We start from the raw sequence: 23,945 nt of genomic DNA, 5'->3' as shown, positions 1-23,945 counted from the left end.
AAGCCCCCACCGTTACCAACCGTGGCGGAGCCATGCCTGCTCCACGCCATCAGCACTCGATCGCGTGGGCCGGAAGCGAAAGGGAATCCTCATGTCACAGCACTCGTCACGTCACACCAAGCTCATCGCCGCACTCGCCGCAGTGCCGCTCGTCTTCGGCCTCGCCGCGTGCGCCACGCCGGCGGCAGGCGACGGCGGGGAAGCCTCGAACGAGGTCATCAAGATCGGCGTCGTCGGCAAGGCCGACCCGCAGTGGGCCGCCTTCGAAGATGCCGCGGCCGAAGAGGGCATCGAGATCGAGCTCGTCGACTTCTCGGACTACGCACAGCCGAACCCGGCGACGACCGAGGGCGAGCTCGACCTCAACCAGTTCCAGCACATCGTCTACCTCGCCGACTACAACGTGTCCAGCGGTGAAGACCTGGCTCCCATCGGTTCGACCGCGATCTACCCGCTCGGGCTCTACTCGACGAAGTACGACTCGGTGAAGGACATCCCCGCGGGTGAGACGGTCGCCGTGCCGAACGACGCCTCGAACCAGGCCCGCGGCCTGCTCGTGCTGCAGTCGGCCGGGCTCATCACGCTTTCGAGCGGCGGCACGATCTTCTCCGACCTCGCCGACATCGACGAGGCGAACTCGAAGGTCAAGGTCACCGCGCTCGAAGCATCGCTCACGCCGACCTCGCTGCCCGACCTCGCCGCCGCGATCATCAACAACGACTTCGTCGAAGACGCCGGCCTCACCTTCGAAGACGCGATCGCGCAAGACGACCCCACCGATCCGAACGCGCTGCCCTACGTCAACATCTTCGCGACCCGCGCCGAAGACAAGGACAACACGACCTACCTCAAGCTCGTCGAGATCTTCCAGACCGACCCTGAGGTGCAGGCCGGCCTCCTCGAGGCGTCGGGCGGCACCAGCGTCGCCGTGAAGATCCTCGCCGCCGACCTCGAGGATTCCCTCGCCAAGGTCGAGGCCGACACCAAGGCCGCCAAGGGCTGATCGCGCACGCAAGATCGATCGCACCCCCTTCGGGCGGCCGTCACCGACACACTCGGTGACCGCCGCCCGGTTCGGCGTTGAAAGAGGAGTTTCACCATGGCGCTCGTCGCCCTGCGCAACGTCACCAAGACGTATCCCGCATCCGAGAAGGGCGGCTCACCCGTCGTCGCGATCGACGGCGTGAGCCTCGAAGTCGAACCCGGCGATGTCTACGGCATCATCGGCTACTCGGGCGCCGGCAAGTCCACGCTCGTGCGTCTCGTGAACGCACTCGAGCCCGCGACCTCGGGCTCGATCGAGGTCGACGGCCGCGAGATCACGACGATGCCCGAACGTGAGCTCCGCGGCATCCGTCTCGGCATCGGCATGATCTTCCAGCAGTTCAACCTCTTCAACTCGAAGACGGTCTGGGCGAATATCGCCTATCCGCTCACGGTCGCCGGTGCGTCGAAGGCGGAGATCGCCGCTCGCGTCGCCGAGCTGCTCGAGTTCGTCGGCCTGACCGACAAGGCCAAGAACTACCCCGACCAGCTCTCGGGCGGGCAGAAGCAGCGTGTGGGCATCGCCCGCGCACTCGCGACCTCGCCGCGCCTGCTGCTCGCCGACGAGGCCACGAGCGCCCTCGACCCCGAGACGACGGGGGAGGTGCTCGAACTGCTCAAGCGCGTCAATCGTGAATTCGGGGTCACGATCATCGTCATCACCCACGAGATGGACGTCATCCAGTCGATCGCCACGAAGGTCGCGGTCATGGACGGAGGCCGGGTGATCGAGCACGGCGAGGTGTTCGACGTCTTCTCGAACCCGCAGAACCCCTCGTCGCAGCGCTTCGTCGGCACCGTCGTGAAGGGCATCCCGTCGCCGTCGGAGCTCGCGGTGCTGCGCGAGCGTCACGAGGGTCGCATCGTCACGATCTCGTTCCGCGACGGCGACGCCTCGCAGGCCGCGGTCTTCGTCGCACTCGCCACCGCGGGCGTCGAGTTCGAGCTCGTCTACGGCGGCATCAACGACATCCAGGGTCGCGCCTTCGGGCATCTCACCCTCGCAATCAGGGGCACGGATGCCGCGATCGACGCGGTGCTCGCCGAGATATCCTCGCGCGTCGATGTGACGGAGGTGTCGTGATGGATCGCCTCTTCGAACTGCAGGGCGAGTTCTGGGTCGCCGCCGTCGAGACGCTGTACATGGTGGCGCTCACGCTGCTCATCGGTGGTCTCGTCGGGCTGCTGCTCGGTGTCGTGCTGTACACGACGCGACCGGGGAGCCTCCTCGCGAATCGCGCCGTCTACAACGTCGTGAACGTCGTCATCAACTTCTTCCGGCCGATTCCCTTCATCATCTTCATTGCAGCGGTACAGCCGCTCTCGCGACTCGTCATCGGCACCGGCATCGGCAACGATGCCCTCATCTTCGCGTTGTCGATCGCGGCCTCCTTCGCAATCGCCCGAATCGTCGAGCAGAACCTGCTCACCGTGACGCCGGGCGTCATCGAGGCCGCTCGCGCGATGGGCGCCGGCCCCGTTCGCATCCTGCGCACGGTCGTGCTGCCCGAGGCGCTCGGGCCGCTCATCCTCGGCTACACCTTCGTGCTCGTCGCGATCGTCGACATGACCGCGGTGGCCGGACTCATCGGCGGCGGTGGACTCGGCACCTTCGCGCAGGTGTACGGCTATCGGCAGTTCCAGCCCGCCATCACCTGGGCCGCGGTGCTGCTCATCGTCGTGTTCGTGCAGGGCGTGCAGTTCCTCGGCAACTGGCTCGCCCGGAAGGTGCTGCGCCGATAGTTCGGCTGGTCTGGCCGGCTACTCCTCGACCGCACTTCGACTGCTCCTCCTCAACGGGCAGATCGTGCCAATCGTCCACAACGAGGCGCGCTCCGCCATGGTGAGGCAGCCCGGTCGATGACGATCGTCGCATGACCCGACTCGACGCCGACGAGGCGACCCGGCTGCCCATTCCCACCGACCACGACGTGCTCGAGCGTGTCGCGATGCTGCTCGATCGTGCGATCCGCCGTCAGTGGTGGACCCTCTACCTCGATGAGCGCGACGTGCAGAGTCCGCTCATCATGCCGATGGCCGGCTACCCGGAGTCACCCGATGAGCCGACGCCCGAGTCTGGCACCGCCGCAGGCCTGATGGCGAGCAGGCTCGCGTCGATCGTTCACGAGATCGGTGCCGCGAAGCTCGTATTCGTCTGGGAGCGACCCGGGGGCGCCGAATCGACGCCGGCCGATCGGGCGTGGGCACGCGAACTCGGCGATGCCTGCCGCGCTGAGGGGGTCGCTGTGCGTGCGCAGCTGATCCTGCACGATGGGGGCGCTCGCTGGTTCGCTCCCGACGACTATGCGTGACGGGGACACTCGTCACGAACCTACGTGACACTGCCATGCGTGACACGATGCGCGACAACGGGCTGCGATGCGAGGTCACCGCGGTCCGATCACGCGGCTGAGCACGTTCAGAACGGGGGTGCGTCAGGGAATTCCACTTGGGAGGTCGGAGCTGGGTCGTATTTCGTCTGGAAGTCGACGCCGTGAAGCCCGGGTTGGATGCCATCACGCATGGTGTCGGCACCGGCACCGGCACCGGCACTGGCACTGGCACGGGGCGGGGCGGCACTGTGAAAGTGCTGCGGGACTCGGAGAACGTTGCCGCCGGCTTCAACACTCTCGCCGTCGACCTCGATCGAGCGGGCCGGGTGGGTGATGTGCAGGCGACCTGCGGGGGAGGTCCACTCGAGGACTCCGCCGGCCAGATGCCGCATCGACCAGGATGACTCGTGCTTGAGGTGATGATGCAGCGGGCAGAGGTGGGCCAGATTGCCGAATGCGGTGCGGCCGTCATCGGCCCAGTCGGTGCTGTGGTCGAGATCGCTGCTTCTGGCGTCGCGCTGACAGCCCGGGAAACGGCAGGTCTCGTCGCGCACCTGGAGCCACCGCTGAAGGTCGGCCGGCGGTCGGTAGCTGGTGCGATCGACGTCGAGCACCGCGCCCGTGATCGGATCGGTCAGCAGGCGCACGAATGACGGGGCATCGGCGGCGAGGCGGCGAGCCGTCTCTGCGTCGATCGGACCGTAGCCGTCGAGGATGCCGGGGTCGGACGAGGAGCCGATGAGCGTGAGTACCGGCACGGTCACGTGCACGCTCGGTCGCACTCGGCCGCATGCAGCCGCGAAGGCGGAGTCATCGCCGAGCCCGCCGTACAGCAGAAGATCGCGTGCGGCGTCGGCGCGTGCGTTGTCGCGGGTCGATGAGGAGAGAGTCGCCGTGCCGTCATCGGTGCGCCCGGTGTTGCCATCGCGATCGGATCGAGCCGCGTGACGGTGGTGGCGTGCGGAAGCAACCTCACGAGCGACATGATCGAGGCGATCTCTGATGAGCAGGGCGTCTGCCGCCGGCAGGTAGGCGTGCAGCCAGGCCATGCCGTCGGGAGCCGGCTCGATCTCGACGCGACGCTTCGCCCGGGCGGCACGATGGCGTTCGGCGAGAGTTCGCGCTTGCAGTTCTTCGCGCAATGAACGTGCTCGGCGACGAACGCTCGGCGGCGTGTGGTCGGCCGCGTAGACCGCGAGCGTTTCATCGAGGTCGGCCCGGACGCGGGGTTCGTCATCGAGCTCGGCGGCAGCCTCGACGATCACGCGCGCATGCTGCAGGCTGATCGCTCCGGACCGCAGCGCCGCGAGCGTTGCGGGAAGCTGCGTCGACAGCGCCCAAGCGTCATCGATCTGATGTTGCATCGTGCGCTCGGGCACGTGCAGTGCCGTCGCGAGCTCGGCGGTGACGCTGCGATGCGCCATCTCTCGTCGTCGTTCGGGGGACAGCGTCGGGGCGACGAAGGCCTGCTCGGCGCGAAGCGCAAATGACACCGTCAAGAAGATCAGATCGACCCGCATCGCCGCGTTCATCGCTTCGATGCGCTGCGCGTGCACGGAGGCTTCGACGAGTTCGGCGAGGCCGTCTTGTGCGATCGCATACGGCGACTGCTCTTGAGCATCGAAGCGGCCAGAATCGTGCCCGGAATCACGCCCGAATTCATGCGCCGAATTACCGTCTGATCTGGTAATCACCGGTGGGGGTTGCATGACTCGATACTACCAGAATTCGAACGTATGTTCGATGACTGGGGAGAACTTCTCTGACCTGCGGCGCCGCCCCTGCTCGCACGCGAGCCGCGCCGGTACCAGCCCGCCGAGCTCAGTCGAATCCGAGGCTGAGCTTGCGCAGCAGCCCGGCAAGCCGCTTCTGTTCGGCCGCAGGCAGGCTGCCGAGCAGTTCGGCCTCGGCGTCGACGAGCCGCGTGATCGCGGCATCGACCCGGGTGAGCCCGGCCGACGTCATCTCGACGAGGATGCCGCGCCCGTCGTTCGGGTCGGTCTGGCGCGTCACGAGTCCGCGCTCGACGAGCCGGTCGATGCGGTTCGTCATGGTGCCGCTCGAGACGAGCGTCTGCAGCAGCAGGGCCTTGGGGGAGAGCCGGTAGGGGGTTCCGGCCCGTCGGAGCGCCGAGAGCACGTCGAACTCCGACGACTCGAGTTCGGACCGGGTGAACGCCTGACGTCTGGCGCGATCGAGGTGCTTCGAGAGTCGCGCGACGCGCGAGAGCACCTGCAGCGGCGAGAAATCGAGGTCGGGGCGCTCGCGTTCCCAATCGTCGACGATCCGGTCGACCTCGTCAGCATCGGTCATCCAGCCATTATCGCGCCGCTCGAGTTGCGGAGTCGCTCACCGCGCGCGAGTGCTTCGCCCGTCTCGAGCAATGACTTCGTCGCGCCCGTGACTTCGTCGAGCCGGTGACGGCATCGAGCTCGGTACGAACATCCGGCCGTCTCAGTTCGGCGAGAGACGAGGCCGGCCCGCGCGGTACTCGTCGATACGGCGGTCGCAGATGAGCCTGATCGGCACGGCGTTCAGCGAGTGCATCTCATCACGTGCCAACGAGCGGACCGCGTCTGAACGGCCGAGGATCATGGCAGACTGGATGTCGCGCACGGGCGTCGGCCCGAGTGATCCGCCATAGTGTAACGGCAGCACGGCAGCCTTTGGAGCTGTTCGGTCCAGGTTCGAATCCTGGTGGCGGAGCTGGACCTGCCGCCCCCGCAACCACCGACCGCACCGAGAGGAATGCGCGCGCATGACCGACCAGAACCTCGCCATCATCGTTCTCGCCGCCGGCCAAGGCACCCGCATGAAGTCGGCGGTCCCGAAGCTCCTGCACCCGCTCGCCGGTGCGCCGATCGTCGCGCACGTGCTCGCCACGGCTCGAGCACTCGACGCCGAGCACATCATCGCCGTGGTGCGCCACGAGCGCGATCTCGTCGCCGCAGCGGTCGAGGTCGAACTGCCCGGCACGATCATCGTCGATCAAGACGAGGTGCCGGGCACAGGCCGTGCCGTCGAGCAGGCTCTCGCCGCGCTGCCCGCCGACTTCGACGGCGAGGTGCTCGTGCTGAACGGCGACGTGCCCCTCTTGAACGCCGACACGCTGGCGGCGTTCCTCGAACAGCATCGCGCCGATTCCGCGGCGGCATCCGTGCTCTCCGCCGTCTACGACGACCCGAGCGGGTACGGCCGCGTCGTGCGCGACGACACCGGTCTCTTCGACCGCATCGTCGAGCAGAAGGACGCGAGCGACGACGAGCGCGCCATCGCCGAGATCAACGCGGGCATCTACGCTTTCGGCGCGGCCGCGCTCCGCGACCAGCTCGCGAACCTCACGACCGACAACGTGCAGGGCGAGAAGTATCTCACCGACGTGATCGGCCTGCTCCGTGCGGCCGGCTCGGAGGTCGAGGCGGTGCCGGTGTCCGAGCCATGGCTCGTCGCCGGCATCAACGACCGCGCCCAGCTCTCCGAGACCGCGGCCCGCCTGAACGCGCTCATCGTGCGCGGCTGGCAGCTGAACGGCGTGACGATCGAGGACCCCGCGACCACCTGGATCGACCTCGCGGTACGCATCGAACCGGATGTCACGATCCGCCCCGGCACCCAGCTGAAGGGTGCGACGGCGATCGCGACCGGGGCGATCATCGGCCCCGACACGACGCTCGTCGACTGCGAGATCGGCGAGAATTCCGAGGTGAAGCGCGCCGATGCCACCCTCGCGGTCGTCGGCCCCGGGGCATCCGTCGGGCCATTCTCCTACCTTCGTCCCGGCACGGTGCTCGGCGCCGACGGCAAGATCGGCGCCTTCGTCGAGACGAAGAACGCGAACATCGGCCAGGGCAGCAAGGTGCCCCACCTCAGCTACATTGGCGACACGACGGTCGGCGAGCAGTCGAACATCGGCGCCGGCTCGATCACCGCGAACTACGACGGGGTGAACAAGCACCGCACCGAGATCGGCTCGCACGTGCGCACCGGGTCGCACGGGGTGTTCGTCGCGCCCGTTAGGATTGCTGACGGGGTCTACACGGGCGCCGGCACCGTCGTCCGCAAAGACGTTCCGGCAGGCGCGCTCGCCGTGAATGTGGCCCCGCAACGCAACATCGAGGGATGGGTCCAGACGCACCGATCCGGCACCGCGGCTGCTGACGCAGCTGAGGCGGCCGCAGCGGCATCCGGCCCCGCCGCCGACTGACGCACCGGCAGACCGCGGGTGGAGAGGACAGAAATGTCGGGAATCGAGACCACCGGATCCAAACGCCTCGTGTTGGTGTCGGGTCGTGCGCACCCCTCGCTCGCGATCGAGATCGCCGAAGAGCTGGGCGCAGACCTCGTGCCCACCGACGCGCGCACCTTCGCGAACGGTGAGATCTACGCCCGGTACGACGAGAGCGTGCGTGGTTCCGACGCGTTCGTCATCCAGTCCCACACCTCCCCGATCAACGAGTGGCTCATGGAGCAGCTCATCATGATCGACGCGCTCAAGCGTGCGTCGGCCAAGCGCATCACCGTCGTTGCGCCGTTCTATCCCTACGCCCGGCAAGACAAGAAGGGCCGTGGCCGCGAGCCGATCTCGGCACGTCTCGTCGCCGACCTCTTCAAGGCCGCCGGTGCCGACCGCATCATGTCGATCGACCTGCACGCGGCACAGATCCAGGGCTTCTTCGATGGCCCCGTCGACCACCTCTTCGCGATGCCGGTGCTGCTCGAGCACTTCAAGGAGAAACTCGACCCGTCGACGCTCACGGTCGTCTCGCCCGACATGGGCCGAGTGCGTGTCGCCGACATCTGGAGCGACAAGCTCGGCGCACCGCTCGCCATCATCCACAAGCGCCGCGACCCCCTCGTGCCCAATCAGGTCTCGGTGCACGAGATCGTCGGCGAGGTCAACGGCCGCATCTGCCTGCTCGTCGACGACCTCATCGACACGGGGCGCACGATCGTGAAGGCCGCCGAGGCGCTCAAGGCCGCCGGCGCGACCGGTGTCGTCGTCGCAGCGACCCACGCGGTGTTCTCGAACCCCGCCACCGAGATCCTGCAGTCCGACGTCATCGACAGCGTGGTCGTCACCGATACCCTGCCGGTTCCCGAAGAGAAGCGCTGGGACCGCTTGACGGTGCTGCCGATCGCGCCGCTCCTCGCCCGTGCCATCCACGAGGTGTTCGAAGACGGCTCGGTGACGAGCATGTTCGACGGCGCGGCGTAGGCAGGTTCGCAGATGGCGATCACGACGCCTCGCCCGTGGCTCACGAGCTACGCCGAGGGTGTGCCGAGCGACCTCCCGGCCGAGACCAGCTCGCTCTCCGACCTCATCCGCTCCTCCGTCGACACCTACGGCGACCATGTCGCCCTCGAATTCTTCGGGCGCACCACGACGTATGCCGAGCTCGGTGAGCAGATCGAGCGCGCCGCCGAGGGCCTGCGGCTTCTCGGCGTGCAGAAGGGCGACCCGGTCGCACTCGTGCTCCCGAACTGCCCGCAGCACATCGTCGCGTTCTACGCGGTACTGCGCCTCGGCGCGATCGTCGTCGAGCACAACCCCCTCTACACCCCGCGTGAGCTGCGCCACCAGTTCGAAGACCACGGCGCGCGAGTCGTCGTCGCCTGGAACAACGTCGTCGAGACGATCCAGGCGTTTCCGGCGGATGTCGCGGTGCAGACGATCGTCTCGGTCGACGTGACTCGCGCGATGCCGTTCTCGATGCGTGCGATGCTGCGTCTGCCGATCGCGAAGGCGCGCGAGTCGCGCGCGGCGCTGACCACGAGCGTGCGCGGCACGACGACGTGGGAGAAGGTCGTCGGCGCCGACCCGATCGATGCGCACATCATCGGGCCAGAGGTCTCCGACGTCGCCGTGATCCAGTACACGAGCGGCACGACCGGCAGCCCCAAGGGCGCGACCCTCACCCACGCGAACCTCGGTGCGAACGCAGCGCAGGCCCGCGCGTGGGTGCCCGAGATCGAGCGAGGCACGGCCGTCGTCTACGCCGTGCTGCCGATGTTCCACGCCTACGGGCTCACGCTCTGCCTCACCTTCGCGATGAGCATGGGCGCACGCCTCGTGCTCTTCCCCAAGTTCGAACCCGACCTCGTGCTGAAGGTCGTGAAGCGGCATCCGCCGACCTTCCTGCCGGCCGTGCCGCCCATCTACGACCGACTCACCAAGGCCGCCGTCGCCGAGGGCGTCTCGCTCGACGGCATCCGCATCGCGATCTCGGGTGCGATGCCGCTCTCGGCGGCCGTCGTCGAGCCGTGGGAGGCCGAGACGGGCGGTTACCTCGTCGAGGGCTACGGCCTGTCGGAATGCGCGCCAGTGCTCATGGCGAACCCCGTCGCGCCGAACCGCAAGGCGGGCACCGTCGGGCTGCCGCTGCCGTCGACCGAGGTGCGGGTCGTCGACCCCGACGCTCCCGGCACGGATGTCGCCGCGGGCGACGAGGGCGAACTCATCGTGCGCGGCCCGCAGGTGTTCTCGGGCTACTGGCAGAAGCCCGAAGAGACCGAGGCCGTGTTCGTGCCGGCGACCGACGGCGGTGCCGACTGGTTCCGCACGGGCGACATCGTCTCGATCGACGACGAGGGCTTCGTGCGCATCGTCGATCGCATCAAAGAACTGATCATCACGGGCGGCTTCAACGTCGCCCCGAGCGAGGTCGAAGAGGCGCTGCGCGCCCACCCCGACGTCGAGGATGCCGCGGTCGTCGGGCTGCCCGACGAGCACTCGGGCGAGCAGGTCGTCGCGGTCGTCGTGCTGCGTGCCGGCGCGACGCTCGATGAGCAGGCGCTGCGCGACTTCTCCCGCGACGGGCTCACGGCCTACAAGGTGCCGAAGCGCGTGCTCGTCGCCGACGAACTCCCGAAATCGCTCATCGGCAAGGTGTTGCGCCGCGAAGTGCGCAACGGCCTCCTGAACAGCTGAGCGGCGCCGACATGACGTTCCTCTCCGCTGAGACCGCCCGCGCGCTCGCCGAACTCGTGGCGCTCGACGCGCTGCACGGCTTCGACGACGGCGGCACCAGCGGCTCCGATGATGAGACGGATGCCTCGCCGCTCGAGCGGCTCCGAGGCATCCGCTCGCTCAGTGCCGCTCTCGAGGCCGACCCGGCGTCGCTCGCCTCGGTACGCGAGGCACTCGAGGCCGGCCGGTCGTGGGACGAGATCGCGGATGCCGCGGGCATCAGCGCCTCGGCCGCGAAGTACCGCTGGGCGGGTGATGACGACGAGATCGCGGCTCGACACGAGGCGAGCCGCAAGCGCAAGCGCGAGCGACCCTCGAGCGTGCCGACCGAGCTGCCCGGCCTCTCGGTGTCCGAGGCGGCCGCGAAGCTGGGAGTGACTCCGCAGGCGATCTACCAGCGGGTCACGCGCGGGCTGCTGCGCGCCGAGACGGTCGAGCTGCCCGACGGACGAAAGTACAAGCGGGTGTTCCTGCCCGAGGCGTGAGCCGGGGCGGACCGCCGCCGTGTCACCTGAGCGGTGTCGCGCCGGAGCGATCACCACCCGAGAGGACCGGCGGCATCGACGAAGGAGCCGGTCGGGCCCTCCGCCCCGATCTGCGCCATGCGCACGATGATCGACGCACCCTCGGCGACGGACTGGTTGCCCCGGCCGCCGTTGAAATCTGTCGCCGTGTAACCGGGGTCGACGACGTTGACGCGGAACCTGGGGAGCGCCTTCGCGTACTGCGAGGTGATCATGTTCATCGCGGTCTTCGACGAGGCGTAACCGATGCCGATGATCGTGGACTCGAGCCGTTGCGGGTCGGTGGTCACCGCGAGCGAGCCCATGCCGCTGCCGACGTTGACGACGACCGGCGCATCCGATCGTTCGAGCACGGGGATGAACGCGTGCATCATGCGCACGATGCCGAAGACGTTCGTCTCGTAGACCGCACGCACCTCCTCGGCGCGGGTGTCGCGCGGTGAGGTGAACGAGCCGCTGATTCCGGCGTTGTTCACGAGCACGTCGAGCATGCCCTCGCGCTCCTCGATGAACTCGGCCGCCGCCGCGACGGAGGCATCGTCGGTGACGTCGAGTGTGACGTGTCGTGCGCCGAGTGCCGCGGCCGACGCTTGCCCGCGATCGGGGTCGCGTGCTCCGAGATAGACGGTGTGGCCGGCCGCGACGAGTTCGCGAGCGGTCTGGAATCCGAGGCCCTTGTTGCCCCCGGTGATGAGTGTGATGGTCATCTCCCCATCGTCGGACGCCGCGGGTGCGCCGACCAGTCGTCTCCTCGTCCTGGGACCGGCAGTACCACCCAGCTCGTCGCGATCCGCGGGATACTTCAAGCATGAGAGAAGACGACCGCGAGCTCGGCCGGATGCTGCGCACCTGGCGCGACCGGGCCGATCCTCGCGAAGTCGGCATCGCGCTCGGCCCGAAGCGGCGCTCAGCGGGCCTCCGGCGCGAAGAGGTCGCGCTCGCGGCCGGCGTCTCGGTCGACTACCTCACACGCCTCGAACAGGGTCGCTCGACGCATCCGTCGCCGCAAGTGCTCTCGGCGCTGGCGCGCACCCTTCGACTGAGCGTCGACGAACGCGACCACCTGTTCCTGCTCGCCGGCCTCCTCGCACCATCGGCCGGAGTCGTCGACGCCCACCTCACTCCCGGCGTGCAGCGGCTCGTCGAGCGCATGCGCGACCTGCCGGTCGCCGTCTTCGATGCACGCTGGTCCCTCATCACCTCGAGCCCGCTCTGGAATGCGCTCATGGGTGCTCCGCTCCAAGGGTCGGTGCGCGACCGCAACCTGCCGTGGCAGATCTTCACCGGCTCGGGCGGGCGCGTACGACACAGCCCGCACGAGCGGCGTGCGCTCGAGTCCGGGGTCGTCGCCGATCTTCGACAGGCGACCGCGCGGTATCCGCGCGACCGGGAGCTCGCGGATCTCGTCCACGGACTTCAGTCGGCCTCGCCGCGGTTCGCCGAATTGTGGGACCACGGAGAGTCCACTCACGCTGCCCTCCGGAAGAGGATCGAGCACCCCGAGCTCGGCGTGATCACCCTCGATTGCGACATCCTGACCGTGCAGGGGGCAGACCTGCGAATCGTCGCGTACTCCGCCGAGACCGGGAGTGCGGATGCCGCTGCGCTCGATCTGCTGCGGGTGATCGGCGAGTCCGCCATTCCCGAGTTGACGGTGCACGCGCGCGGCTGAGCCCGCCGAGCCCTCAGGTGTCGCGTTCGTCGACGTCGATCGGGCGAGGGGCTCCGGGCAGGAGTCCGAGTTCGGCGATGAGCGTCGCGGTGCCGCTCTCGGCGACGGAGAAGCACTGCCAACCGGCGCCGTCCGGGCCGAACAGCTCGAATGAGACGCGAGCGCCCGCGGCATCCGTGTCGAATTGCGAGACGTAGACCGCGCACGCGCGTTGTGCCGCTGCCTGAGCGGTGCCGTAGACCGAGAGCACGACGGGCAGCAGCATGGCGACGAGGGCGACGAGCACGGTGATGCGGATGATTCGGCGACGCCGCTCGCCGTAGACAGGGCCTCGGGAGTCGTCGTCGTCGGCACCTTGCAACTCGGGATACGGCTCGCTCACACGACACCGCCGGCGAAGATCGAGGCGATGCCGCCGAGGCTCGCGAGGAGCGTGGCCACGGCGACGCCGGCGAGCGCGCCGCGTGGGGGCGTGATCACGAGACGATGACCCGCGAGCTGACGGCGTCGCACCGTGCCGATGGCCACTGCACCGCCGGATGCCGCGAACAGCAGTGCCCCGACTGCGACGAGCCAGGGTTCGCCGGCCATGAAACCCGCACGCATCGAGAGCAGCGCGTTGACCGCCAGGGCCAGCGCAGTGCGGCTCCAGGCGAGCGCGGTGCGTTCGGGTTGGAGGCCCCGATCGCCCGTCGCGGGCACACTGTGTGCGGCCATGTCAGTCGTCCATCCTGAGTGTGTTCACGTCACGAGGAGGAGCACCACGAGCACGGCGCTCGTGAGGAGGCAGACGGCGGCGAGCCCAGGCATTACCCAACTGAACGGCAGCGGGCGTCCGCGCCGGATCGCGATCTCATTCGCTCGCCATCTCGTGTACGACGTGACGCTGAGCACCGCGGCCACCACGCCCAACCCGACTGAGAGCACCGTGACGACGAGCCGTGGGTCGAGTTCGGTCGCGAACTGGTGCAGCAGTACGCCGCCCGCGAGGAGGGCGAGCGCCGTGCGGATCCAGGCGAGAAAGGTGCGCTCGTTGGCGAGCGTGAACCGGTAGTCGGGCTCCTCGCCCTCTTCGCGCCACTTCGGCTCGCCCACGGATGCCCTGCCTGCCTGTTTCTACTCGGTCGATCTGGTCGGTCGCGGTGTGCCGGTGCGTGTCAGTTGCATGCCGAGCCTCAGTTGCATGCCGAGCGTCAGTTGCATGCCGAGCCTCAGTGCGACGAGGGAGTCGTCTCGATCTCCGAGCGGTCGCCCGACCAGAGCGTGTGGAACACGCCGGGCTTGTCGACCCGCTTGTAGGTGTGCGCCCCGAAGAAGTCGCGCTGGCCCTGGATGAGCGCGGCGGGGAGCCGCGGAGCGCGGAGCCCGTCGTAGTAGGCGAGCGAAGACGAGAAGGCGGGCGTCGGGATGCCGGCCTGCGCCGCGATCGCGACGACTCGGCGCCACGCCTCTTGCGTGCCGGCGACGGCGTCGCGGAAGTAGGGTGCAACGACGAGCGCCACGAGCGACGGGTCGTCGGCGTACGCTTCGGCGATGCGGTTCAGGAACCGGGCGCGGATGATGCAGCCTGCACGCCAGATCTTCGCGATGTCGCCCTTCTTGATGTCCCAGCCGTACTGCTCGGCGCCGGCGACGATCTCGTCGAAGCCCTGCGAGTAGGCGATGATCTTCGACGCGTAGAGGGCGCGGCGCACGTCTTCGATGAACGCGTCGGCGTCGGCGCCGTCGACCTTCCACTCGGTCGAAGGGCCGGGCAGATCGACGGATGCTTCGCGCTGCGCGCGCTTCGAGGAGAGGCTGCGCGCGAAGACCGCCTCGGCGATGCCCGAGGTCGGCACGCCGAGGTCGAGGGCGTTCTGCACCGTCCACGCGCCGGTGCCCTTGGCGCCCGCCTCGTCGAGGATGACGTCGACGAGCGGCTCGCCCGTCGTGGCATCCGTCTGGCGAAGCACCTCGGCCGTGATCTCGATGAGGTAGCTCTCGAGTTCGCCGGTGTTCCACTCGGCGAAGATGTCGGCGATCTCGGCGGGGGACTTGCCGGTGCCCTGGCGGATGAGGTCGTACGCCTCGGCGATGAGCTGCATATCGGCGTATTCGATGCCGTTGTGCACCATCTTGACGAAGTGGCCGGCGCCGTCGGTGCCGACGTGGGTGACGCACGGCTCGCCGTCGGGCGCGATGGCGGCGATCGATCGGAGGATCGGGCCGAGGGTCTTGTACGACTCGACGCTGCCGCCGGGCATGATCGACGGGCCGTTGAGTGCGCCCTCTTCGCCCCCCGAGATGCCGGTGCCGACGAAGTGGATGCCCGTCGGGCTGATCTCGGCCTCGCGGCGGATCGTGTCGTGGAAGTTCGCGTTGCCGCCGTCGACGATGATGTCGCCCGGCTCGAAGCGGGAGACGAGTTCAGAGATCACGGCATCGGTGCCCTTGCCGGCCTGCACCATGATGATCGCCGTGCGGGGCTTGACGAGTGAGGCGACGAAGTCGTCGTAGCTCTCTGACGCGACGAGCCCGGCTTCGGGATGCTCGCTCGTCAACGTGTGCGTGCGCTCGGGGGAGCGATTGAACACGGCGACCGTGTTGCCCTCGCGGCTCGCGAGGTTGCGGGCGAGGTTCGACCCCATGACCGCGAGGCCGACGACGCCGATGTTTGCTGAAGGGGTGACAGGCACGAATGATCTCCTCGACACGGGATGGGTTCGTCATCCAGCGTAGTCCGAGCAGCCCTCACCGTTAAGCGCTGTTGCGGTGAGGGGCGACGGGTGGCGACGGGTGGCGACGGGTGGGCGGCCGGCGTCACTCGCGCCGAGCGTATGCCGCGAGCGGCAGCGTATAGGTGAGGTCGATCGCGGTCTCGATCGCCTCGTCGTGCGGAAGGCGATGTTCTGCGACGAGCTTCGAGAGGTAGCCGGCGTCGATCCGGCGCGCGAGGTCGTGGCGGGCGGGGATCGAGGCGAATGCCCGGGTGTCATCGACGAACCCGCTGGTGTTGGAGAAACCCGCCGTCTCGGTCACGAGTTCCCGGAAGCGCGTCATGCCGGCAGGGGAATCGAGGAACCACCATGGTGCGCCGAGTTTGACCGTCGGGTAGGCGCCTGCGATCGGGGCGAGTTCGCGTGAGTACACGGTCTCGTCGATCGTGAACAGGATCAGGCGGAACCTGGGGTCGTGCCCGAACGCGTTCAACAGGGGCCGAAGCGAACGGGTGAACTCGACCGCCTCGGGGATGTCGAAGCCCTGGTCGGTGCCGTACGTTCCGAGGATCGCGTCGGAGTGATTGCGGGACACTCCCGGATGCAGCTGCATGACCAGCCCGTCATCGAGCGACATTCGAGCGCTCTCGAAGAGCATGTTCGCGGCGAACGCCTCCGACTCGGCCCGGCCGAGTTCGCCGCGGAGCGCCGCCGCGAACAGCCGGCGGGCCTCGTACGGTTCGAGCGGAGTCGTGTCGGCGGTGCGGTGGCCGTGGTCGCTCGCCCGGGCGCCCGCCGCCACGAAAGCCCGGCGCCGGATTCGCAGCGCTTCGAGGAAGCCCGGGTAGTCGACGACTTCGAGCTCGGCGCTGACCTCGAGCGACTCGAGGTCGCTCCGCCACCCTGTGCGGTCGGGGAAGAACAGGCAGTCGGGACGGAAGGTCGGTACGACGCGCTCCCCCCAACCCTCCGCGGCGAGCGCGGCGTGGTCGGCGAGATCCGAGTCGGGCGAGTCGGTCGTGCTCAGTATCTCGATGCCGAACCGATCGAAGAGCTCGCGGATGCGGAACTCGGGGCGGGCGAGCTTCTCGGCGAGCTCGTCGTAGAGCGCGTCGGCGCTCTCACTGCTCGGTGGCTGCGTGACGCCGAACACCTCGACGAGGACGTGCTCGAGCCAATAGCGCGTCGGGGTGCCGCGGAAGTGCTTCCAGTTCTCGGCGAACCGTCGCCAGATGCGGCGATGGTCGGTCTCCACCGCCGACCCGTCGAGCGGGCGGATGCCGAATTGACGGTGGGAGAATCCCTGCGACACGAGCATCCGCACCAGGTAATGGTCGGGGATGATGAGCAGCTCGGCGGGATCGCCGAAGCTCTCGTTGCGACTGAGCGCCGCGGCGTCGACGTGACCGTGCATGGACACGATCGGGAGCGAGGCGATCTCTCGATAGATTTCGCGCGCGATCGCACGCTGGCCCGGATCGACGGGCAGCGCGCGGTCGGGGTGAAGTGTCCATGGTGCAGGCAATGTCCGCCCCTCGTCGAAGTATCGGCTCGTGACGCGATGAAACAAGATGCAGTCTTGTTTCAGGCGTTGAACGTGCCGGCCTACCGCTGCGTACGGCATCTGATCCCACACTATAGGCGTATTTCTGCGGACTGTCCTGATGGCAGATGTGGCCATCGACTCGATGGCAGGCATTCTGGGCGAACCGCTTGACAGATGTCTGAAAAGGTTTGCAGAATGTATCGATGCCGGCGGCGTGCGCCGGTCGAAGCACAGGGCGGTGTGGCATGGCGGTGACGATCAGAGACGTGGCGAAGGCCGCCGGCGTATCGATCTCGACCGTCTCACGTGCCCTGGCCTCACCCGAGCAGGTGGCCGAACCCACCCGCACGCACGTTCAGCAGGTGGCCCGCGAGCTCGGGTACCGTCCGAATCGCGCCGCGAGCGGGCTCATCACTGGGCGCACTGGATGCCTCGGTCTCGTCGTACCCGACCTCGAGAACCCGTTCTTCGGCTCGATCAGCAAGGGCGTGCAGGATCGCGCCCGAGCCGCGGGCTACGCGGTGTTCATCGCCGACAGCGATGAAGACCCGGTGCTCGAGGCGGAGGTCGTGCGCAGCCTTGCGAAACAGGTCGACGGCGTCATCCTGGCTTCGGCGCGAGGCAGCGAAGAGGCGGTGCTCTCGCTCGCCGCCGAGACGCCACTGGTGCTGCTGAATCGGTCGGTACCTGGCGTACCCTCGATCAATTTCGACAATGCGAGCGGTATCCGGGCCATCATGGCGCACCTGGTCGCGCTCGGGCACCGGTCGATCGCCTATGCGGCCGGCCCGCCGAGTTCCTGGTCCAACGCGCAACGCGCCGAGGCGTTCACCGCGTTCGGCCAGGCGGATGCCGGGCTCACGCTCGTCGAGCTCGGCACCTTCCCGCCATCGTTCGCCGGCGGAGTTCAGGCGGCCGACCTCGCGATCGCCTCCGGCGCGACCGCCGTGGTCGCGTACAACGACCTCATGGCACTCGGCCTCCTCGATCGGCTGCGCCAACGCGGTGCCCGCGTTCCCGATGACTTCAGTGTCACCGGGTTCGACAACATCCCGGTGTCCACCATGATCTGGCCGAATCTCACGACCGTCGAGAACCCGCGGGTGCAGATGGGTCGATCGTGTGTCGACACGCTGCTCGATACGGTGCTCGGCCGTTCGACCGAGACGAAGCAACTCCCCGACGTACCCGTGCAGCTCATCGTGCGGCAGTCGACCGGCGTCGCGCCCGTCGCGATCGCAGAGCACACCCCCCATTCGGGCGCACTCAGCGTCTGAGCTCCTTCCAGACAGCGGTGTCTGGAACCCAGAGAAGAGGAAGGACCACCAATGCGCATCCGACGTACCACCCAGATCGCGGCTGCACTCGCTGCTGTCACGGCCCTCGCGCTGACCGGCTGCACCGCCCCGAACACGGGCGGCGGCGACGCGAGCGCGGCGAGCGACCCGAACGAGGTACCCGACAAGCCCTCGGCGCCGGTCACCCTGAACATCCTCGACGTCGCGGGCAACCAGAAGCTCACCGGCCCGATGATCGACGAGTTCATCAAGGAGTACCCCGACGTCATCTCCGCCGTCACCTGGGAGAGCGCCGGCGCACCCGACCTCGTCGGCACCATCAAGCCACAGGTCGACAGCGGCAACCTGTCGGTCGATCTCGTGATGAGCGGCACCGACGGCCTGTCGGCGGGCATCGCCCAAGACCTCTGGATCCCATTGGTCACCGATTACGGCGATCGCGTGTCGAACCAGGAGAACTACCTCGAACCGGCTGCGGCCATGCAGGAACTCTCAGAGGACTACGGGGTCGTCACGACGTACTACCCCTCCGGGCCGCTGCTGCAGTACGACCCGGCCGTCGTCACCGACGTGCCGTCGACACCCGAGGAACTGCTCGAGTGGGCGCAGGCGAATCCGGGCAAGTTCGGGTATGCACGGCCCGCGAACTCGGGCCCCGGCCGCACGTTCCTGCAGGGGCTGCCCTACATCCTCGGCGACGACGATCCCGGCGATCCCGAGAACGGTTGGGACAAGACCTGGGCCTACCTCAAGGAACTCGGCGCCACGATCGACAACTACCCGACGGGCACCGGCCAGGTCATCACCAACATGGCCGATGGAAGCTGGGCGCTGATCCCCACCACCACGGGCTGGGACATCGAGCCTCGCGCGACGGCGAAGGAGCCGGCGACGATCGAAGCCGCGCCGTTCGACGACTTCACCTGGGTGACCGACGCGCACTATGCGCTGGTCCCGAAGGGGCAGTCCGCCGACAAGTTGTCGGCGATCCTGCTGCTGCTCGAGTACATCCTGACTCCCGAGGTCAACGCGATGGCCTATGACAGCGGGTACTTCTACCCCGGCCCAGCGGTCGAGGGTGCGACGCTCGACAAGGCGCCGCAGGCGAGCCAGGACCTGATCGCCGAGTTCGGTCGTGACTGGTACGACGACCTCATCGAAGAGATGCCGAAGGCGACCCCATTGCCCGCCGAGCAACTCGTGAAGGCGTTCGACATCTGGGACCGCGAGATCGGTGCCGGGAAGTACGAGGCGCAGTAGATCATGCCACTCACGGCCAATGCATTCGAGTCCCTCGAGCTGAACGACGTCGGGCGGAGCTTCGGCGGTCGAGCGGCGTTGGTCGACCTCAACCTGACGATCCGAGCGGGGGAGTTCATCGCCCTGCTCGGACCGTCGGGCTGCGGCAAGTCGACGGCGCTGAACTGCCTCGCCGGGCTGCTCCCGCTCACCCATGGCGAGATCCGCATCGACGGTAAGCGCATCGACGTGCTGCCGAGCGAGAAGCGGGACTTCGGCATGGTGTTCCAGAACTACGCACTGTTCCCGCATCTCTCCGTCGCGAAGAACATCGCGTTCGGTTTGCAGATGCGCAAGCTGCCGCGCACGGAGATCAACCGCCGGGTGGCGGAGGGCCTCGCGCTCGTCAAGCTCGAAGAGCACGCGAAGAAGCTGCCCGGCCAGCTCTCGGGCGGACAGCAGCAGCGCGTCGCGATCGCTCGAGCCATCGTGCTCGAGCCGCGGCTCGTGCTCATGGACGAACCGCTCTCGAACCTCGACGCGAAGCTCCGGCTCGAGATGCGCACCGAGATCCGGCGGCTGCACCAGTCGCTCGGCCTCACCACCGTCTACGTCACGCACGACCAGGAGGAGGCTCTCTCGCTCGCGGATCGCCTCGTGGTGCTGCGGGAGGGTCGCGTGCAGCAGATCGGCACGCCCGAGGAGCTGCACGACCATCCCGCCAACTGGCACGTCGCCGACTTCATGGGCTATCGCAACCTTCTCGACCTCACCGTCGAGACCGTCGACGGACACCATGCCCGTGTGTCGGGCGACGGGCTCTCGCTCGTCGGCCGCCCAGTGCAGCATGTCGCGGTCGGCGAGCGCATCCGGCTCGCCATCCGGCCCTCCGACCTGACCGTGCACACCGCGGCCACGCCGCCGGCGAATGCCATCGAGGCAACGGTCAACGTCGTGGAGTACCAGGGCAGGGAGTTCGCGGTCGGCGTCACCACACGCGAGGGCGTGAACCTGCACGTGCACGCGGATTTCGCACCTGCAGCCGGGGCCACGGTGACCCTCTCGGTCGACCCCGACCGCGCGCTCGTGTATCGCAGCGCACTCGACGGCGCACTCGACCCCGCCCCCGTCGAGCGGGCTCCGCTCGCGGAGGTGCGGGGATGACCTCGTCGACGGATGCTGCTTCGCGGTCGAAGAGCTCGGCGAGCCGCAGGCACCGGCTCGCCGAGCGCGGCATCGACCCGAAACTCTGGCTGCTGGCTCCGGCGGTGGTCTTCGCGCTCGCCCTGTTCGTCTATCCCTTCGCGTACGGCATCGGGCTGACCCTTCAGCCGCTCGCGACCACTCAGCAGAGCTGGGGCGGCGGGCCGTTCGCCAACTACATCGCGTTCTTCCAGGACTCGTTCATCTTCGACTCCGTGTGGCTCACGATGCGGCTCGCGTTGCCGGCGGCGCTGTTCAACGTGATCGTCTCGATTCCGATCGCCTACAAGCTGCGCGGCAAGTTCAGGGGAAAGCGCACGATGCAGACGCTCCTCGTGCTGCCGATCGCACTGGGAACGGTGCTCACGGCGCAGGGACTGCTGATCTTCGCGGGGCGGCAGGGCTGGCTGAACCGATTCCTGCTCGACATCGGGGTCATCTCGGAGCCGTTGCAACTCGTGAACAACTACCTCGGCGTCTTCTTCTCACTTGTGATCTCGGGATTTCCGTTCGCGTACCTGTTGATCTCCTCGTACCTCTCGGGCATCGACCCGTCGCTCGAAGCGGCCGCGAAGACGCTCGGTGCGAACTGGCAGCAACGCTTCCGGCGCATCACGCTTCCGCTGCTCGCACCGGGCCTCGCGACGACCTTCATCCTCACCTTCGTGCTCGCATTCAGCGTGTTCCCCTCGGCGAGACTCGTGGGTGACGCGGCAGGCGAGACGCGCGTGCTCGCGCTGATGGCCTACCGCTCGTTCGCCGAGCAGCTCGACTACAGCATGGCTTCCACCATCGCCATCATGATGGGCGTCGTCGAACTGATCGTCATCGCGATCGTGTTCCTCGGCCGTTCCTTCCTCTACAAGGGTTCGACAGGAGGGAAGGGCTGATGTCCGTCTCCACACTCACCACGCCTCCCGCGAATGCGGCGCCCCCGACCGAATCGGTCGACATCTCCGGAACCCAGCGCGGCAAGCTGCCTCCCGGCGAGCGCTCGCTCGCCGCCTCCCCAGGCACATGGTTCGTCTGGGCCGGCATCGCGGTGTTCTTCGTGTTCCTCTTCGGCATCGTGCTGAGTGTGCTCGTGGACTCACTCGGCAAGCCCTGGTTCAACACGTGGCTGCCCGAGACCTTCACGCTCAACTGGTACGCGGAGGCCTGGACTCGCTTCGACCTCGGCCAGATCATCGGTGTGACGCTCCTCGTCGCGTTCGCGGTGATCGTGGTGTCGATCCTCGTCGGCGTGCCGGCCTCGTACGTGCTGGCGCGCAGCAACTTCCCGGGCAAGCGGCTCGTGCTGCTGCTGTTCCTGCTCCCGATCCTGATTCCGCCGATCACCTTCGGCATCCCGCTCGCGACCGTCATGTACAACTTCGGTCTCGGTCGCACGATCCTCGCCGTGATCCTCGTGAACCTCGTGCCGTCGATCCCGTTCGTGATCATCACGATGACGCCGTTCATCGAGCAGATCAACCCGTCGATCGAGAACGCCGCTCGCATGTGCGGGGCGAACATGATGCAGGTCTTCACCAAAATCCTCGCGCCGCTCCTGATCCCCGGGATCCTCGCGGCGGGCATCCTCGTGCTCGTCCGAACCGTCGGGATGTTCGAGCTCACGTTCCTCGTGTCGGGTCCGACGTCCGACACGCTCGTGGTCGCGATCTATCGGGCCATGACGAGCGCCGGCGGCGGCGAGGCACGACAGTTGATCTCCTCGATGGGCGTGGTCTACACCGGCCTGATGCTCCTCATCCTGATCATCGCTCTGCGCTTCATCAACCCGACCCAACTCGTGGCCCAGGTCAAGGAGTCCCGCGATGAGTGATGCGGCGCCGCCGCGTCTGACTCGCGAGGCGCTCGCGGCGCTGCCGCCCTCGAAGGTCCCCGCAGAAGTGACCCGCCCTCGAGTGGATCCCGCCGAGCTGACGGTCGGCATCGTGCACTTCGGCATCGGGTCGTTCCACCGCAGCCATCAGGCTTTGCTGACCGAGGATGCCGCGGCCGCGACCGGCGAGACCCGCTGGGGGATCCTCGGCGTCACCGGTCGCAGTGACCGGGTGGTGCGACAACTGCGACCGCAGGATTGCCTGTACGGCGTGCTCGTCTCAGGGGAGCACGAGGCATCGCTGCGGCTCGTCGGGTCGGTCGTGGACTGCGCTTGGCCGGGCACCGAATCGGAGCGGATCGTCGCGACGCTGGCTGCCGAGTCGACGCAGCTCGCCACGCTCACGATCACGGAGCGGGGCTACCACCGGGCGGAGGCGGGCGGCATCGACCGGCGTCATCCCGGCATCGCGAACGACGTCGACCTGATCGCCGGCGAGCTCGCAGCCGCGCCGGGCGCATCGGCGTCACGCACCCCGCTCGGGCTCCTCGTGCGGGGGCTCGCCCGCCGTTTCCGTACCGGCGGCGGCCCGTTCACCGTGCTCTCGTGCGACAACCTCGCGCACAACGGTGCCGTCTCCCGTGAGCTCGTGCTCTCGATCGCCGAGACGGTCGGCCCCCGTGGTCGCCAATTCCGTACATGGCTCGAGGCGTCGGTCGCATTCCCGTCGTCGATGGTCGACCGACTGACGCCGGCGACGACCGAGGCCGACCGCCTGGCGGCGTTCTCGCTCCTGGGGCTCCGCGACGAGGCACTCGTCGTCGCCGAGCCGTACGCGCAGTGGGTGATCGAAGACGACTTCGCCGCCGGCCGCCCGCGTTGGGAGCTCGCCGGCGCGACCTTCACCGACGATGTGACACCGTACGAGCAGGTGAAGCTCCGAGTGCTCAACGCGACGCATTCACTGCTCGCCTGGCTCGGCTCGCTCAGCGGGTACGCCACGATCGCAGCGGCGATCGCCGATCCGCGCCTTCACGCCATTGCTCGTCGCGTGCTCGACGACGACATCCTGCCCACGCTCTCGGCGCCGGCGGGCATCGACCTCGCCGAATATCGCGACAGCGTGCTCACGCGGTTCGCCAATCCGGCGCTCGCGCACGCCACCTCCCAGGTCGCGATGGACGGATCGCACAAACTGCCCATCCGGGTGCTCGGCACCGCCGCTGACCGGCTCGCCGCCGGTGCGGTGCCCGCGGGGCTCGCGCTCGTCGTGGCTGCGTGGATCGCCTACGTCACGAGGTCGCTGGAGCCGGATGCCCCGGCGCTCGACGATCCACTGGCCGACCGACTGCACGCAGCCGTCGGCACACCGGGCGCGCTCGCCGACGAGCCGGGTGCGCTCGTCGACCGCTTCTTCGCGATCGGTGAGGTGTTCCCCGAGCCGGTGCGCAGTTCGAAGGCCTTCCGCGACGCGGTCGTCGAACAACTCGCCGTCGTGCACGACATGGTGGCATCCGCTCGGCGTCCGGGCGAGGCCGCGTCGTCGGTCAGGGGCTGAGGTCAGGGGCTGAGGTCAGGTGCTGGGCGCCGGACGAGGT

At 68.1% G+C, this 23,945-nt stretch carries 23 protein-coding genes and 1 tRNA gene; 16 read left to right on the top strand and 8 right to left on the bottom strand.

Annotation, left to right across the window (positions count from 1 at the left end; genetic code table 11):
* Positions 1–91: 91 nt before the first annotated feature.
* The 4 genes from AC1C2R_RS20235 (at position 92) to AC1C2R_RS20220 (ending at position 3,356) form a co-directional block, all read left to right on the top strand.
* On the top strand, positions 92–1,003 hold the full coding sequence (locus AC1C2R_RS20235) for a MetQ/NlpA family ABC transporter substrate-binding protein (protein ID WP_495353306.1): 912 nt from the start codon (positions 92–94) through the stop codon (positions 1,001–1,003).
* A gap of 96 nt (positions 1,004–1,099) precedes the next feature.
* The gene (locus tag AC1C2R_RS20230; protein WP_495353307.1) at positions 1,100–2,128 is read left to right on the top strand and encodes a methionine ABC transporter ATP-binding protein; all 1,029 of its coding nucleotides are present in this window, start codon (positions 1,100–1,102) and stop codon (positions 2,126–2,128) included.
* Positions 2,128–2,787 (top strand): methionine ABC transporter permease, encoded by a 660-nt coding sequence (locus AC1C2R_RS20225; RefSeq protein ID WP_495353308.1) that lies wholly within the window; start codon positions 2,128–2,130, stop codon positions 2,785–2,787. The genes AC1C2R_RS20230 and AC1C2R_RS20225 overlap by 1 nt, the downstream gene beginning before the upstream one ends.
* Positions 2,788–2,918: 131 nt before the next feature.
* A complete protein-coding gene (locus AC1C2R_RS20220) occupies positions 2,919–3,356 on the top strand; it encodes a hypothetical protein (RefSeq protein WP_495353309.1) in 438 nt (145 codons plus the stop codon).
* Positions 3,357–3,463: 107 nt separating this feature from the next.
* Here the strand turns inward: AC1C2R_RS20220 and AC1C2R_RS20215 are convergent, their stop codons facing one another.
* Positions 3,464–5,086: an HNH endonuclease signature motif containing protein gene (locus AC1C2R_RS20215; protein WP_495381069.1), complete on the bottom strand. Its 1,623-nt coding sequence runs from the start codon at positions 5,084–5,086 to the stop codon at positions 3,464–3,466.
* A gap of 112 nt (positions 5,087–5,198) precedes the next feature.
* Positions 5,199–5,690, bottom strand: coding sequence for a MarR family winged helix-turn-helix transcriptional regulator (locus AC1C2R_RS20210; RefSeq protein WP_495381068.1), 492 nt, complete (start codon positions 5,688–5,690; stop codon positions 5,199–5,201).
* 321 nt (positions 5,691–6,011) lie between these two features.
* Here AC1C2R_RS20210 and AC1C2R_RS20205 point away from each other — a divergent pair.
* The 5 genes from AC1C2R_RS20205 to AC1C2R_RS20185 all read left to right on the top strand — a co-directional run bounded on the left by AC1C2R_RS20205 (position 6,012) and on the right by AC1C2R_RS20185 (position 10,829).
* Positions 6,012–6,083, top strand: a tRNA-Gln gene (locus AC1C2R_RS20205).
* 52 nt (positions 6,084–6,135) lie between these two features.
* Entirely contained in the window at positions 6,136–7,581 is a 1,446-nt protein-coding gene (gene glmU / locus AC1C2R_RS20200; protein ID WP_495381067.1) for a bifunctional UDP-N-acetylglucosamine diphosphorylase/glucosamine-1-phosphate N-acetyltransferase GlmU, read from the top strand.
* A 33-nt stretch (positions 7,582–7,614) separates the two neighbouring features.
* Positions 7,615–8,592: a ribose-phosphate diphosphokinase gene (locus AC1C2R_RS20195; RefSeq protein ID WP_495353316.1), complete on the top strand. Its 978-nt coding sequence runs from the start codon at positions 7,615–7,617 to the stop codon at positions 8,590–8,592.
* Between the two features lie 12 nt (positions 8,593–8,604).
* On the top strand, positions 8,605–10,305 hold the full coding sequence (locus tag AC1C2R_RS20190) for a long-chain-fatty-acid--CoA ligase (RefSeq protein WP_495381066.1): 1,701 nt from the start codon (positions 8,605–8,607) through the stop codon (positions 10,303–10,305).
* Positions 10,306–10,316: 11 nt separating this feature from the next.
* The gene (locus AC1C2R_RS20185) at positions 10,317–10,829 is read left to right on the top strand and encodes a hypothetical protein (RefSeq protein ID WP_495353318.1); all 513 of its coding nucleotides are present in this window, start codon (positions 10,317–10,319) and stop codon (positions 10,827–10,829) included.
* 50 nt (positions 10,830–10,879) lie between these two features.
* Here the strand turns inward: AC1C2R_RS20185 and AC1C2R_RS20180 are convergent, their stop codons facing one another.
* Positions 10,880–11,575: an SDR family NAD(P)-dependent oxidoreductase gene (locus tag AC1C2R_RS20180; protein WP_495381065.1), complete on the bottom strand. Its 696-nt coding sequence runs from the start codon at positions 11,573–11,575 to the stop codon at positions 10,880–10,882.
* 101 nt (positions 11,576–11,676) lie between these two features.
* Between AC1C2R_RS20180 and AC1C2R_RS20175 the strand changes: the two genes are divergently transcribed.
* Positions 11,677–12,540 (top strand): helix-turn-helix domain-containing protein, encoded by an 864-nt coding sequence (locus AC1C2R_RS20175; protein WP_495381064.1) that lies wholly within the window; start codon positions 11,677–11,679, stop codon positions 12,538–12,540.
* Between the two features lie 13 nt (positions 12,541–12,553).
* On the opposite strand, the gene AC1C2R_RS20170 is transcribed toward AC1C2R_RS20175, so the two are convergent.
* From AC1C2R_RS20170 to uxaC, 5 genes are all read right to left on the bottom strand, one after another.
* Positions 12,554–12,922, bottom strand: coding sequence for a hypothetical protein (locus tag AC1C2R_RS20170; protein ID WP_495353321.1), 369 nt, complete (start codon positions 12,920–12,922; stop codon positions 12,554–12,556).
* The gene (locus AC1C2R_RS20165; RefSeq protein WP_495353322.1) at positions 12,919–13,257 is read right to left on the bottom strand and encodes a DUF202 domain-containing protein; all 339 of its coding nucleotides are present in this window, start codon (positions 13,255–13,257) and stop codon (positions 12,919–12,921) included. Before AC1C2R_RS20165 ends, AC1C2R_RS20170 begins: the two co-directional genes overlap by 4 nt.
* Positions 13,258–13,281: 24 nt before the next feature.
* Positions 13,282–13,635 carry a YidH family protein gene (locus tag AC1C2R_RS20160; RefSeq protein WP_495381063.1) on the bottom strand — a complete coding sequence of 118 codons (354 nt, stop codon included), beginning with the start codon at positions 13,633–13,635 and terminating at the stop codon, positions 13,282–13,284.
* A 116-nt stretch (positions 13,636–13,751) separates the two neighbouring features.
* Complete coding sequence (gnd, locus tag AC1C2R_RS20155) at positions 13,752–15,215, bottom strand: NADP-dependent phosphogluconate dehydrogenase (RefSeq protein ID WP_495353324.1); 1,464 nt, start codon at positions 15,213–15,215, stop codon at positions 13,752–13,754.
* 124 nt (positions 15,216–15,339) lie between these two features.
* Positions 15,340–16,761 carry a glucuronate isomerase gene (uxaC, locus tag AC1C2R_RS20150; protein WP_495381062.1) on the bottom strand — a complete coding sequence of 474 codons (1,422 nt, stop codon included), beginning with the start codon at positions 16,759–16,761 and terminating at the stop codon, positions 15,340–15,342.
* Positions 16,762–17,027: 266 nt separating this feature from the next.
* On the opposite strand from uxaC, the gene AC1C2R_RS20145 reads away from it, so the two are divergent.
* The 6 genes from AC1C2R_RS20145 to AC1C2R_RS20120 are packed head-to-tail and all read left to right on the top strand — an operon-like array spanning position 17,028 to position 23,905.
* Positions 17,028–18,059 (top strand): LacI family DNA-binding transcriptional regulator, encoded by a 1,032-nt coding sequence (locus AC1C2R_RS20145; RefSeq protein WP_495353326.1) that lies wholly within the window; start codon positions 17,028–17,030, stop codon positions 18,057–18,059.
* A gap of 51 nt (positions 18,060–18,110) precedes the next feature.
* A complete protein-coding gene (locus AC1C2R_RS20140) occupies positions 18,111–19,340 on the top strand; it encodes an extracellular solute-binding protein (protein WP_495381061.1) in 1,230 nt (409 codons plus the stop codon).
* Positions 19,341–19,343: 3 nt separating this feature from the next.
* Positions 19,344–20,483, top strand: coding sequence for an ABC transporter ATP-binding protein (locus AC1C2R_RS20135; RefSeq protein WP_495381060.1), 1,140 nt, complete (start codon positions 19,344–19,346; stop codon positions 20,481–20,483).
* Positions 20,480–21,412, top strand: coding sequence for an ABC transporter permease (locus AC1C2R_RS20130; RefSeq protein WP_495353329.1), 933 nt, complete (start codon positions 20,480–20,482; stop codon positions 21,410–21,412). Before AC1C2R_RS20135 ends, AC1C2R_RS20130 begins: the two co-directional genes overlap by 4 nt.
* Positions 21,412–22,347 carry an ABC transporter permease gene (locus AC1C2R_RS20125; protein WP_495381059.1) on the top strand — a complete coding sequence of 312 codons (936 nt, stop codon included), beginning with the start codon at positions 21,412–21,414 and terminating at the stop codon, positions 22,345–22,347. The genes AC1C2R_RS20130 and AC1C2R_RS20125 overlap by 1 nt, the downstream gene beginning before the upstream one ends.
* Complete coding sequence (locus tag AC1C2R_RS20120) at positions 22,340–23,905, top strand: mannitol dehydrogenase family protein (RefSeq protein ID WP_495381058.1); 1,566 nt, start codon at positions 22,340–22,342, stop codon at positions 23,903–23,905. The genes AC1C2R_RS20125 and AC1C2R_RS20120 overlap by 8 nt, the downstream gene beginning before the upstream one ends.
* Positions 23,906–23,945 lie beyond the last annotated feature (40 nt).

It is taken from the genome of Agromyces sp. Y182, assembly GCF_059445385.1.
This window is presented reverse-complemented; position numbering and strand designations above follow the sequence as displayed.